Source organism: Streptomyces soli, from assembly GCF_003999195.1.
Lineage (GTDB): Bacteria > Actinomycetota > Actinomycetes > Streptomycetales > Streptomycetaceae > Actinacidiphila > Actinacidiphila soli.
Genome location: NZ_RJVR01000110.1, coordinates 1 through 10,090, shown reverse-complemented (window position 1 = coordinate 10,090; position 10,090 = coordinate 1). Strand labels below are relative to the sequence as shown.

Here is a 10,090-nt window from a genome sequence, read left to right as displayed (position 1 = left end):
ACATAGCCGACCGGCAGCGCCTGCTTCAGCTCCCCTCTCCGGGCCTTGGACAGCTGTCCGCCTCGCAACCTGGCCTTGAGCACGTGGAGTTCGGCCTCTTATGCGGACCCTGCTGTTATGCCGAGGTGGCGGCCGGGAGCCGTCATGGCGACAGCGCCCGGCCGTAGGTGAGCGGCATAATCTACAGACCGTCGAGGAATGCCAGGATGGTGTCGGTGGGTCGGTAGCGGCCCGGGGTGGCGTCCTGCGGGGCGGTCCTGGCCAACGCCTGCTCCTTGAGCGCAAGGTCAGCATGGATGTAAATCTGCGTGGTTGCGATGTTTTCGTGCCCCAACCACAAGGCGATCACAGCGGTGTCGACGCCGGCGTGCAGCAGCCGCATCGCGGCGGAATGACGCATGACGTGCGGTGAGACCTTCTTGCCGAGCAGAGTCGGGCAGGAGCGTGTGGCGGTGGCCGCGTGCTTGGTGATGCGTCGCTCCAGCCCGTCGCGGCTCAGGGCCTCGCCTCGGCGGGCTGGAAACAGCGGGTCGGAGGGAAGACCGCCACGTTCGTTCATCCAGTTCTTCAACGTGGCGACGGTGCTCACGGCCAGCGGGGTGATGCGCTGCTTGCGTCCCTTGCCCAGGCAGCTGATGTGCGGGCCGACGCCCAGGTGCACGTCGCCCACGGTCAACCCGGTCAGTTCGCTGGCGCGGAGCCCGGTCTGGCAGGCCAGCATCAGTAGCGCATGGTCGCGTCGTCCGGTCCAGGTTCCTTGATCGCAGGCTTCGAGCAATGCGTTGATCTCCTCCTCGGTCTCCACAAGATCCTGCGTCCGGAACGGACAGGAGCCCTCGGCCGCCACCACGAACGCATCCACCGGAGCCTCCGACGTCCACTCCGTCGGGATCCTGGACCGGCCACCTACCTCGTCGAAGTAATAGACCCTGTCCCCCCGCCAGCACTGACGACGCTCGATGAACTCCAACTCCCGCCCGAACAGCGGGTGGAACGGGTGCGTCACCCGCACCCCGCCTTCGTCTCCAGAGTCCGGAACCTGGGCAGTCGACGGATCACGACAACGCCGCTGCGGAGGCATTCAACAGTTTGTTCAAGGCCGAGCTGATCCGCAACAAGGGACCCTGGACCGGCATCAACGACGTCGAGATCGCCGTCGCCGAGTACATCGACTGGTTCAACCAGCGCCGCCTCCACGGAGAGCTCGGCCACGTCCCACCCGCCGAGTTCGAAGCCCTCCACGCAACAACCACCGCACCAGAAACACTCCTGAAAGCCAGCTAACCCACTCTCCATCAAACCCGGGGCTTGACACGTTGGCTTTGCGAGTCGTCGTCACGAGCTGCCAAACGACATCCCCACCGCTGACAGCACGGCGCGGCCGCCCGGCCCGCCGCCTCTGGTGGGCGGGTCCGCAGCCGTAGCGGGGTGGCTGCTTGGATGGTGGGATGCTGCACTTGCTGCTCTTGGAGTACAACGGCTCTGAGAAGGACGCCGAGCCGTTCATCGCCGCTCACGTTGAGTACCTCGAACGTCGGCATGCCGACGGCACCTTCCTGGTGTCCGGACAGACGGTTCCCTCGACGCAGGGCGGTGCCATCGTGGCGTGGGGCGTCGACCGCGATGTCGTCGAGCGGATCACCGAGGAGGACCCGTTCGTCGTGGCCGGTGTCGCGGCGTACTCGATCACGACGATCGCCCCCGGGCGGGTCCATCCGGCCCTGGCCGGGCTGCTGGCGGCGGACGAGGCCTGCGTGCGCGGCTGACCGCCTATCGCCACAGGGTGGACCGGCGTTCGGGGTGGGCGGCGTAGATGTACTTCATCGCGGTCTCGGCGGCGAAGCCCGCCTTCTCATAGGCACGGCGGGCGCGCGGATTGAAAGCGAACACCCCGAGCGAGATCCGGTGCAGGCCGAGCCGCTCGAAGCCATAGCCGACGATCAACCTCAGTGCCTCCGTCCCCAGTCCGCGGTCCTGGCCCGCCTCAGCCAGCGCGATGCGGAAACTGCAACTGCGGTTGCCGCTGTCCCATTCGTTGAGCACCGCCTCACCCACGCAGGCGCCGACCGTCCGGTCGACCACGGCCAGGTCCAGCCGGTCCGCCTGCTCGTGACGGGTGCCATACCACTTACGCATCCGTTCCTCGGCAGCTTCGTCCCACGGCTGAGGATCTGCCGGACCGTGGTCACTGCCGGTCAACCGGCCCACCTCCGGGTCCTGGAGGATCGAGCGAAGGACGGGCGCGTCCTCGTCCAAGACGAACGGACGCAGAAGCACCTTCTCCCCGACCAAAGTGGGTTTGACGGAGAGGTCTGTTCGTGGGTGATCGTTCACATGGTGATTGTCAGCGCGGAGGAGCCGTCACAGCAATCAAGTTCTCCGGCCCACCCCGAACCGGGACTCGACACAGATCCCGACCACGTCGCATCGATCGCAGGAACATCCTGATCTGCAGCAACACATCTTCTTCAAGACCAAACCGGCGATAACGGTCGGTCCCAGAAAAACGGCGTTCTCCTTGCCCGCGATGAAGTCCAGGGTACCCAGGTGCGCGAGCTGTTGGCGCGTCAGGCCGCGCAGATGGGTGATATCGAGCTCCTCCAGGGTCTTGACGGCGGGGAAGCGGGCGGCGCGGATACGGCCCTCGCCGCCGTGGTTTATCAGGCCGTCGAGGACGGGTTTTCGCCGGATGCGATGGGCAGGGAGGTCGGTGACCGTGGCCGGGCCGGGCGGTTCGTGGCCCACGGCGTGTGGCCTGTTCTGCGGCCGTGGCCGGGTTCAGCAGTCACGGAATTCGGGTGACTGGTTGAGGATCTGGGAGCGGGTGGAGGTGAACTTGGCGTAAGTCTGCCCGTCCGTGGCCTCCGGCCGGAAGGCCGCGACCCGGTGGCAGTTCTGGAACGCCAGCGCGACGCCGAAGTGCCGCTCCTGGCTGCCGCGGATGGAGTCGCTGGCCAGGGCGCGCAGCAGCTGGCCGCGCTCGGCCTCGGAGGGCGGCGGGGTGAGGTTGTCGGCGAATTCGCGGTCGCTGACCTGGAGGTCGCCGACCAGGCCGGCGATGAGGCGGTAGGCGTAGGGGAGGGAATCGCGGACAGTGGCCACGAAGTCCTCCTCGCGGATCTCGCCCTGTTCGGCCTGGGCCAGGAGCTGCGGGGAGACGTCAAGCGACATGGTGCGGTGTCCTATCGGTGTGGGGTGTGTGCTTCGGGTGCGGTGTGTTTCAGGCCACGACGACGGCGTCGAGCAGAGCGGCGGGTCCGTGCTGGAAGTCCGGGTCGATCTGGTCGGCCAGGTCCTGGCCGGTGGCCCGGTTGGCCCAGGCGCGGGCGTTGCGGAGGTGGAATTCGACGGCCTGGCGCTGGAAGTGCTCCCAGTCCTTGGTGGTCGCGTCGGCTGCCGCGCGCAGGCGTTCGAGAGCTCGGCGGTGCTGCGGTTCGAGGTCGCCGGTGGCGCGGCCCTGTTCGCGGGCGCGTACCCAGTCGGAGTGGCCGAAGGTGGTCAGCAGGTCGTCGCCGACGTGTTCCCGCAGGAACTGCTCGTCGTCCGGGCCGGTGACCTTGTTGCCGACCACGGCGATGGGGACGTCGAATTCGGCCGCGTGCTCGCGGTACTGGCGGTAGACCGAGACGCCCTTGCGGGTGGGCTCGGCGACCAGGAAGGTCATGTCGAAGCGGGTGAACAGGCCGGAGGCGAAGGAGTCCGCGCCTGCGGTCATGTCGACGACGACATACTCGCCGGGGCCGTCCACGAGGTGGTTGAGGTACAGCTCGACTGCGCCGAGCTTGGAGTGGTAGCAAGCGACCCCGAGGTCCTCCTCCTCGAAGCTGCCGGTGACCATCAGCCTTACGCCGCTCACGTCATGTGTGTGGCGCGCGTGCACGGGGTCGGTTCCGAGCAGGCGCAGCAGGCGGGAGCCGCTGCCCGCCGGTGTCGTCTTGACCATGGCGTCCGCTGAGGTGATGCGGGGGTTGTCGCCGCGCAGGTAGTCCTTGATCCCGGCGAGCTGAGACCCGAGCGGAGTCATGGAGCAGGCCTCGTACTCGTCCAGTCCCAGGGCGCTGCCTAGGTGCTGGTTGATGTCGGCGTCGATGGCGACGACGGGGGCATTGGAGCGTCCCAGATGCTGGGCGAACAGGGCCGAGAGCGTGGTCTTGCCACTCCCGCCCTTGCCGACGAACGCGATACGCATGGCTGCGCACGACCTCTCAGGTGAACATGAATTTCATCTCTGTAAAGCTTCCGGGTTGTGAGTAACGGCTGTCAAATCACCTCACCCTCAACGGCGGATGCGAGAAGATGAGTTGACCGGTTCGGCCCAACGTCGGCTCGGGGCGTGGGGTCACCAGGAGGATTTCGTCACTCCTGGGAGGAATCCCGCGTGGGCCTGTTCGCGCATGCGCACCCTGGACAGTCCGAACTTGCGCAGGTGGCCGCGGGGCCGGCCGTCCACACTGTCGCGGTTGCGCACCCGGGTGGCACTGGCGTTGCGCGGCTGGCGGCGCAGCTCCTGGAGGGCTGCCTGGCGTTCGGTCTCGGGGGTGGCGGCGCTGCGGATGATCTCCTTCAGTTCCGCTCGGCGTGCCGCGTACCGCTCGACGGTCGCCTTGCGCTTCTCGTTCTGCGCGATCTTGCTTTTCTTCGCCATCAGACCTTCCCCCCGCGTGCGCGGATGCGGGCCACGGCGGCTTCGATCCCGATGGCGTCGATGGTCTTGATCGCCTTGGCGCTGAGGGTCAGCCGTACGTAGCGGCCTTCACCGGGCAGCCAGTAGCGCTTGCGCTGGATGTTGAGGTCGAAGCGGCGGGACGTACGCCGGTGGGAGTGAGAGATGGCGTTGCCGAAGCCCGGCTTGGCGCCGGTCAGTTGGCAGTGGGCGGACATGGGTGACCTGCCTTCGCTGTCAGGGATAATATTGGAAATGGAAGTCGTTACCAATATAGTGCAGGCATGGCTCGCAACGAACTGCGCCCGATCATCAAGCTCCGGTCCACGGCGGGGACCGGCTACACGTACGTCACCCGCAAGAACCGCCGCAACGACCCCGACCGCCTGACCCTGCGCAAGTACGACCCGGTGGCCCGCCGGCACGTCGACTTCCGCGAAGAGCGCTAAAGGAGGCCCTTTCATGAAGCCCGGAATCCACCCTGCGTACGGACCTGTCGTCTTCCGCGACAAGGCCGCCGACTTCGCGTTTCTGACCCGGTCCACCGCCAGTGGTGGAAAGACGATCGTCTGGGAGGACGGCAACACCTACCCCGTCATCGACGTCGAGATCTCCTCGGCGAGTCACCCCTTCTACACCGGCACGGCACGGGTACTGGACACCGCCGGACGCGTCGAGCGCTTCGAACGCCGCTACGGCCCGCGCGGGACCCGCTGATGGAGGAGAACAGGAAACTGCCCGTCGTCATCGTCGGCGGCCTGCACGCCGACGCCCGTAGGGAGGCCGTGGAGCAGCTCCTGCGCAGCGTCCCGGGCAGCGTGGCGCTGCACCACGACCTGTCCACGGCGGCCGACCGCTGCACGGTCCGGCGCAGCGTGCGCGACAACTCGGGCGAGCTGAGCGCCGGTGAGACCGAGCTCGTCAACGACTGCGCCTGCTGTGCACTGCGCGAGGACCTGGTCCCCGAGCTGGAACGGTTGGCCGGCGACGGCCTGACCCGGCTCGCCGTCGTCGAGTTGTGGGACTCCGTCGAGCCCCAGTCGATGGCAGAGATCATCGCCGCGCACGGCGGTGACGTAATGGACCTGACCTGTGTGATGACCGCCGTCGACCCCGCACTGCTCCTGCCCTGCCTCAGCAACAGTGACGACCTGGCCGAGGCCGGGCTCGCCGCCGCTCCCACCGACTGGCGGACCGTCGCCGACACCTGGGCACGTCAACTGGAGTACGCCCCGGTTCTGGCCCTCGTGGACAGCCAGGAGGCGGATGAGGCGGACCTCGCGCTGCTGGCCCAGCTCCATCCGACGGCTCGTCAGATGGCCGTCGGCTCCGGTGAACTGGCCGAGGCCGCCTTTGCCGGATTCGACGTCCAGGCAGCCGCCGCCCGCCAGCACCCGGCCTGCGCGCTGCTGCCGCAGCAGGCGGACGAGTGCGGGGTCACCACATTCGTGTGGCGCAGACACCGGCCCTTCCATCCGGAACGGCTCTATGCGGCGCTGGAGGATCTGGCCTGTGCCGCCGCCCGCAGCCGGGGCCGCTTCTGGCTCGCCGATCGTCCGGACACCCTGCTGTCCTGGGAGTCCGCGGGAGGGGCGCTGTGTGTGGAGGGCGTCGGCCCGTGGCTTGCCTCGCTGCCGGACGCGGCCTGGGAGATGGTCCCGCCGCTGCGCAGGGCCGCGGCGGCACTGGACTGGCATCCCGAGCACGGCGACTGCTGCCAGCACCTCGTCTTCACCTCACCCGGACTCGACCGCCACGGCCTGACCGAACTCCTGGACTCATGCCTCCTGACCGACGCCGAGTACGCCGGGGGACGCACGGCCTGGAAGCACCTGCCGCCCGCCTTCGACTCCCTCCTCGACCCAGTCCCGTAGAGAGTCCCGTAAGCGACCCGTAGAGAAAGGCGCCCATGGCCCTCCGCAGCAACCGCCCCCTCAAGCCCCGTGCTCCCCGGCCGAACCCGCTCGACGCAGCGAAGATCACCTATATCGACTACAAGGACACCGACCTGCTGAGGAAGTTCATCTCGGACCGCGGCAAGATCCGCAGCCGACGGGTGACCCGGGTCACCGCTCAGCAGCAGCGGCGACTGGCGCGCGCCATCAAGAACGCCCGCGAGATGGCACTGCTGCCCTACTCCTCCGCGAAGTGAGCGTCCGAGTGCCACCGGCGGAAGGTGGCACTCGGACCATGGCCCCCGGGGTCAGGAAGGCGACATAGTCAGGGTCGCAAGGGGGGGTGGACCGTGCGGGTCACCGTCGTCCAGGAGCTGAACGACGGTAACCCGCCGAACCGCCGGTGGTGGCCAACACCAGTCCGGCAGCGCTGGTCGCCAAAGATGGCCTGGCGTCTTGCCGACTTCTTCCGGCTACAGCAGGGGCGTCAGTTCAGGCGAGCGACTGCTCTGGGCGGCGGTGCGGCCCGCAGCCGCTTGGGTAGGGTGCCATCGTCCGGTAGGCCCGCGCGCAGCCAGGCAGCTACCGCTGCCGCATCGTCGGGGCCGGTGATGGGGCCCAATCGGGTCGGCAGTCCGCAGGGGCGCCGGTCCGTGGTGCAGGGCTGCGCCACGGCGAAGAGTCCGCGGGCCCCGCTCCCGTACGGGCCGAAGGCGTCGCAGCGCAGGACGTCGTGGTGGCACGCGGTGGCGACCAGGATGCCGTGGAAAGTGGTCCGCACGGCGTCCCTGAGAGGTTCCATGACAGATGCACCCGCCGGTCCGTCACACCCGGCGCGGCAGACGATCAGCGTGAAGGGACGGCTCATCAGTTGCGCCTCCTTGGGGGGCGGCTCAGGGCTGCAGCGCGGCGGCTACTGGGCGCGGAGTGTGTTCGGACGGGTGACGTTCGTACGCGCAAGGTGTCGTCGATGCCGTGGATGTCCCAGGCGGGGAACCGACACCGGCCGCGGCGCCGGCGCACGAGCGCCGCATCGATATCCACTTCGTTCAAGCGTTGACGATGGCCGCGACACGCAAGTCCTCGCGGGTGTCGAGGAGATGGTTGAGCCGGCTGGTCTTGCCCGAGCCGAGGAAGCCGGACAGGACGGCGACGGGCAGACCGGCCGGCCATGGCGCGGTCAGTCCTCCGGGGCCAGCAGGCCGCGCTGGTAGGCCTTCGCTAGTCTGCGCGGCACCTGGTACACCGAGCCGTCGATGGCGATGGGGACCAGGGCGGGCAGGCTGGCCTTCCACTGCGCGCGACGGTGCCGGGTGTTGCTGCGGGACATCTTCCGCTTGGGTACAGCCATGGCCTCGGGGCCTCCTCGGGTCGGGGGAATTTCCAGGATATATGAAAACGGATGCCATTTCCATTGAGTCGCCAGGCCCCGGGTCGCCTGCTGAGAGGCGGCCTCCGGCAGCGAGAACGGTCCCGCGTACCGCGCCGGATGCGGTGAGCGACTCCTCGTGTAATCGTCGCCACCTTCCGCGCGACGGGGGCCGCCACCGCTAGCGTTGGGCCCTCGGGATCCGCGGTCCGGCGGTGACCGCACGGGAGATGAGAGACGTGGCCGACGAAACAGGCGCGCCGGGCGTAACAGCGCGGCCGTTGCCGGAGCAGCGCGGCAGCGGACGGCCGACTCGCCTGCCCGGGGCGGCCGACGGGGTGCGCCTTGGGGTGAGCGTTGTTCTGCTCACCGCCGGCATCGGTCTGTCGCTGGTCGTGATCGGCACCGTCGTGGTGCTGCTGGGGCCCGAGTTCCTCCTGTGGCTGGATGGCCCGGTGGTGCGGGCGTGGCAGACGGTCTTCGTGGCCATCGTGATCCAGGGCATTCCGTTCCTGCTGCTGGGCACCCTGGTGTCGGCCGCGGTCAGCGCTTTCGTACCTGCCTGGGTTTTCACCCGGGTGCTGCCCGGCAACCCGGCGCTCGCCGTGCCCGTTGCGGGTCTGGCCGGAGCCGTCCTGCCGGGGTGCGAATGCGCTTCGGTACCGGTCGCCGGAAGCCTGATGCGGCGTGGGGTGACCCCGGCGGCGGCGCTGGCGTTCCTGCTGTCCGCGCCCGCCATCAATCCGATAGTGCTGGTGGCGACCGCGATCGCCTTCCCGGCCAATCCGCACATGGTGTTAGCGCGGCTCGCCGCGTCGCTGGCCACCTCGGTCGGCATGGGCTGGCTGTGGGTCAGGCTGGGCCGCGAGGAGTGGCTGCGGCTGCCCAAGGGCCCGGCCGGGCACGCCCCGCGTGCCGGGCGACTGGAGGAGTTCGGGACCTCGTTGCAGCACGACTTCCTGCACGCCGGGGGCTTCCTCGCCGTCGGGGCGGCGGCAGCGGCGACGTTCAATGTCACGGTGCCGCATTCGGTGCTGCGGACGTTCACCGACTCGCCGTGGCTGGCCGTGCCGGCCCTGGCCGGGCTCGCGGTGATCCTCGCGATCTGTTCCGAGGCCGATGCCTTCGTTGCCGCTTCGCTCACCGGGTTCTCGCCCACCGCCCGGCTCGCCTTCATGGTCGTCGGGCCGATGGTCGACCTCAAGCTCATCGCCTTGCAGTCCGGCACCTTCGGGCGGGGCTTCGCGCTGCGTTTCTCGACGGCCACCTGGTTCATGGCCGTGGCATGCAGCGCGCTGGTGGGGTGGTGGCTGCTGTGAAACGCAACTTCCAGGTGCTGCTGCTCCTCCTCACCGGCGCCGGGCTGCTGCACATCGCCCTGTTCAGCGACCTGTATCTGCGCTACGTCAAGCCCGGCGTGCGGCCTCTGCTCATCGCCTCCGGCGTGCTGTTGGTCCTGCTGGGCGTGATCGCCGCCGCCCGTGACGGCCTTCCCTTCAGCCGCGACGAGCCCGGACACGGCGCGCACCCGGGCCACGACGACCACGGGCACGACCACACCAAGGGCCCGCGCATCGCCTGGCTGCTCTACGTGCCCGCGCTCCTGATGCTGCTCTTCGCCCCTCCCGCTCTCGGCTCGTACACCGCCTCCCGCGACGACACCGCGACCACCTCCGCTGCCGGGACCTTCCCCGCCCTGCCGGCCAAGGACCCGGTTGCCCTGTCGCTGAGCGAGTTCAGCTCCCGTGCCGACTGGGACACCGGCACGTCGCTTCGCGGCCGCACCGTACGGCTCACCGGCTTCGTCACCCCCGGCACGAACGGCACCTGGTACCTCACCCGGCTGATCGTCAGCTGCTGCGCCGCCGACGCCACAGCTCTCAAGGTCGAGATGCACGGCGCCACGGCGCCACCGCCCGACGCCTGGGTGACAGTCACCGGCACCTGGCGCCCCACGGGCAGGGTCGGCACGGACTCCGCCCGCCCGGCCCTGGACACCGCCACCGTCGAGCGGATCCCCGAGCCCAGCGACCCCTACAAGGACCTCCCGAGAGTTACGGCGCCCTGATCCAGCCGGAGGCGCCCCGCTACTCCTGGGCGTGCCGGATCGCGTCGAGGACGATGTGGGCGACGTGGTCGTCGGTGAGGGAGTACTCGATCTCG

The 10,090-nt window shown here is 68.9% G+C and carries 16 protein-coding genes and 2 pseudogenes; 8 read left to right on the top strand and 10 right to left on the bottom strand.

Features of this window, described 5'->3' with window-relative positions:
* Nucleotides 1-181: 181 nt before the first annotated feature.
* Complete coding sequence (locus EFK10_RS09410; RefSeq protein WP_127355279.1) at nucleotides 182-1,081, bottom strand: DUF5372 family protein; 900 nt, start codon at nucleotides 1,079-1,081, stop codon at nucleotides 182-184.
* Between EFK10_RS09410 and EFK10_RS09405 the strand changes: the two are divergent.
* A pseudogene (locus tag EFK10_RS09405) lies at nucleotides 1,051-1,284 on the top strand (integrase core domain-containing protein); the annotation flags it as partial. The gene EFK10_RS09410 and the pseudogene EFK10_RS09405 sit on opposite strands and share 31 nt — an antisense overlap.
* A gap of 164 nt (nucleotides 1,285-1,448) precedes the next feature.
* Nucleotides 1,449-1,766 carry a YciI family protein gene (locus EFK10_RS09400; RefSeq protein WP_127355277.1) on the top strand — a complete coding sequence of 106 codons (318 nt, stop codon included), beginning with the start codon at nucleotides 1,449-1,451 and terminating at the stop codon, nucleotides 1,764-1,766.
* Between the two features lie 4 nt (nucleotides 1,767-1,770).
* On the opposite strand, the gene EFK10_RS09395 is transcribed toward EFK10_RS09400, so the two are convergent.
* The 6 genes from EFK10_RS09395 to rpmB form a co-directional block, all read right to left on the bottom strand.
* Nucleotides 1,771-2,277 (bottom strand): GNAT family N-acetyltransferase, encoded by a 507-nt coding sequence (locus EFK10_RS09395; RefSeq protein ID WP_322973301.1) that lies wholly within the window; start codon nucleotides 2,275-2,277, stop codon nucleotides 1,771-1,773.
* 93 nt (nucleotides 2,278-2,370) lie between these two features.
* Nucleotides 2,371-2,745, bottom strand: coding sequence for an ATP-binding protein (locus EFK10_RS52600; protein WP_322973300.1), 375 nt, complete (start codon nucleotides 2,743-2,745; stop codon nucleotides 2,371-2,373).
* A gap of 33 nt (nucleotides 2,746-2,778) precedes the next feature.
* Nucleotides 2,779-3,171 (bottom strand): SCO5389 family protein, encoded by a 393-nt coding sequence (locus EFK10_RS09385; RefSeq protein WP_127355275.1) that lies wholly within the window; start codon nucleotides 3,169-3,171, stop codon nucleotides 2,779-2,781.
* A gap of 49 nt (nucleotides 3,172-3,220) precedes the next feature.
* Nucleotides 3,221-4,189 (bottom strand): ATP-binding protein, encoded by a 969-nt coding sequence (locus EFK10_RS09380; RefSeq protein WP_127355274.1) that lies wholly within the window; start codon nucleotides 4,187-4,189, stop codon nucleotides 3,221-3,223.
* 150 nt (nucleotides 4,190-4,339) lie between these two features.
* Nucleotides 4,340-4,645, bottom strand: coding sequence for a 30S ribosomal protein S14 (rpsN, locus tag EFK10_RS09375; protein ID WP_127355273.1), 306 nt, complete (start codon nucleotides 4,643-4,645; stop codon nucleotides 4,340-4,342).
* Entirely contained in the window at nucleotides 4,645-4,881 is a 237-nt protein-coding gene (gene rpmB, locus EFK10_RS09370; RefSeq protein WP_127355272.1) for a 50S ribosomal protein L28, read from the bottom strand. Before rpmB ends, rpsN begins: the two co-directional genes overlap by 1 nt.
* A gap of 66 nt (nucleotides 4,882-4,947) precedes the next feature.
* On the opposite strand from rpmB, the gene rpmG reads away from it, so the two are divergent.
* From rpmG to rpsR, 4 genes are read left to right on the top strand one after another with little or no spacing between them, the layout of a single operon-like run.
* On the top strand, nucleotides 4,948-5,112 hold the full coding sequence (gene rpmG, locus EFK10_RS09365; RefSeq protein ID WP_127355271.1) for a 50S ribosomal protein L33: 165 nt from the start codon (nucleotides 4,948-4,950) through the stop codon (nucleotides 5,110-5,112).
* A gap of 13 nt (nucleotides 5,113-5,125) precedes the next feature.
* Nucleotides 5,126-5,380, top strand: coding sequence for a type B 50S ribosomal protein L31 (locus tag EFK10_RS09360; RefSeq protein WP_127355270.1), 255 nt, complete (start codon nucleotides 5,126-5,128; stop codon nucleotides 5,378-5,380).
* Nucleotides 5,380-6,537 (top strand): CobW family GTP-binding protein, encoded by a 1,158-nt coding sequence (locus tag EFK10_RS09355; RefSeq protein ID WP_127355269.1) that lies wholly within the window; start codon nucleotides 5,380-5,382, stop codon nucleotides 6,535-6,537. Before EFK10_RS09360 ends, EFK10_RS09355 begins: the two co-directional genes overlap by 1 nt.
* A 35-nt stretch (nucleotides 6,538-6,572) precedes the next feature.
* On the top strand, nucleotides 6,573-6,815 hold the full coding sequence (gene rpsR, locus EFK10_RS09350) for a 30S ribosomal protein S18 (RefSeq protein ID WP_127355268.1): 243 nt from the start codon (nucleotides 6,573-6,575) through the stop codon (nucleotides 6,813-6,815).
* A 230-nt stretch (nucleotides 6,816-7,045) separates the two neighbouring features.
* Here rpsR and EFK10_RS09345 read toward each other — a convergent pair whose 3' ends face one another.
* The 3 genes and pseudogenes from EFK10_RS09345 to rpmF all read right to left on the bottom strand — a co-directional run bounded on the left by EFK10_RS09345 (nucleotide 7,046) and on the right by rpmF (nucleotide 7,909).
* Entirely contained in the window at nucleotides 7,046-7,360 is a 315-nt protein-coding gene (locus EFK10_RS09345) for a hypothetical protein (RefSeq protein WP_127355267.1), read from the bottom strand.
* Nucleotides 7,361-7,575: 215 nt separating this feature from the next.
* A pseudogene (locus EFK10_RS49785) lies at nucleotides 7,576-7,742 on the bottom strand (GTP-binding protein); the annotation flags it as partial.
* A complete protein-coding gene (gene rpmF, locus EFK10_RS09335) occupies nucleotides 7,739-7,909 on the bottom strand; it encodes a 50S ribosomal protein L32 (protein ID WP_127355266.1) in 171 nt (56 codons plus the stop codon). The pseudogene EFK10_RS49785 and the gene rpmF, both read right to left, overlap by 4 nt.
* Before the next feature lie 248 nt (nucleotides 7,910-8,157).
* Here rpmF and EFK10_RS09330 point away from each other — a divergent pair, with 248 nt between their 5' ends.
* Together EFK10_RS09330 and EFK10_RS09325 are read left to right on the top strand one after the other, a co-directional pair.
* Complete coding sequence (locus EFK10_RS09330; RefSeq protein ID WP_127355265.1) at nucleotides 8,158-9,246, top strand: permease; 1,089 nt, start codon at nucleotides 8,158-8,160, stop codon at nucleotides 9,244-9,246.
* Entirely contained in the window at nucleotides 9,243-9,995 is a 753-nt protein-coding gene (locus EFK10_RS09325) for a TIGR03943 family putative permease subunit (RefSeq protein WP_127355264.1), read from the top strand. Before EFK10_RS09330 ends, EFK10_RS09325 begins: the two co-directional genes overlap by 4 nt.
* Nucleotides 9,996-10,090 lie beyond the last annotated feature (95 nt).

What these genes read in the sequence shown, in the direction of transcription:
- EFK10_RS09410 (WP_127355279.1), bottom strand. Translation starts at nt 1,081, where the DNA reads ATGCCTCCGCAGCGGCGTTGTCGTGATCCGTCGACTGCCCAGGTTCCG.
- EFK10_RS09400 (WP_127355277.1), top strand. Translation starts at nt 1,449, where the DNA reads ATGCTGCACTTGCTGCTCTTGGAGTACAACGGCTCTGAGAAGGACGCC.
- EFK10_RS09385 (WP_127355275.1), bottom strand. Translation starts at nt 3,171, where the DNA reads ATGTCGCTTGACGTCTCCCCGCAGCTCCTGGCCCAGGCCGAACAGGGC.
- EFK10_RS09380 (WP_127355274.1), bottom strand. Translation starts at nt 4,189, where the DNA reads ATGCGTATCGCGTTCGTCGGCAAGGGCGGGAGTGGCAAGACCACGCTC.
- rpsN (WP_127355273.1), bottom strand. Translation starts at nt 4,645, where the DNA reads ATGGCGAAGAAAAGCAAGATCGCGCAGAACGAGAAGCGCAAGGCGACC.
- rpmB (WP_127355272.1), bottom strand. Translation starts at nt 4,881, where the DNA reads ATGTCCGCCCACTGCCAACTGACCGGCGCCAAGCCGGGCTTCGGCAAC.
- rpmG (WP_127355271.1), top strand. Translation starts at nt 4,948, where the DNA reads ATGGCTCGCAACGAACTGCGCCCGATCATCAAGCTCCGGTCCACGGCG.
- EFK10_RS09360 (WP_127355270.1), top strand. Translation starts at nt 5,126, where the DNA reads ATGAAGCCCGGAATCCACCCTGCGTACGGACCTGTCGTCTTCCGCGAC.
- EFK10_RS09355 (WP_127355269.1), top strand. Translation starts at nt 5,380, where the DNA reads ATGGAGGAGAACAGGAAACTGCCCGTCGTCATCGTCGGCGGCCTGCAC.
- rpsR (WP_127355268.1), top strand. Translation starts at nt 6,573, where the DNA reads ATGGCCCTCCGCAGCAACCGCCCCCTCAAGCCCCGTGCTCCCCGGCCG.
- EFK10_RS09345 (WP_127355267.1), bottom strand. Translation starts at nt 7,360, where the DNA reads ATGGAACCTCTCAGGGACGCCGTGCGGACCACTTTCCACGGCATCCTG.
- rpmF (WP_127355266.1), bottom strand. Translation starts at nt 7,909, where the DNA reads ATGGCTGTACCCAAGCGGAAGATGTCCCGCAGCAACACCCGGCACCGT.
- EFK10_RS09330 (WP_127355265.1), top strand. Translation starts at nt 8,158, where the DNA reads ATGAGAGACGTGGCCGACGAAACAGGCGCGCCGGGCGTAACAGCGCGG.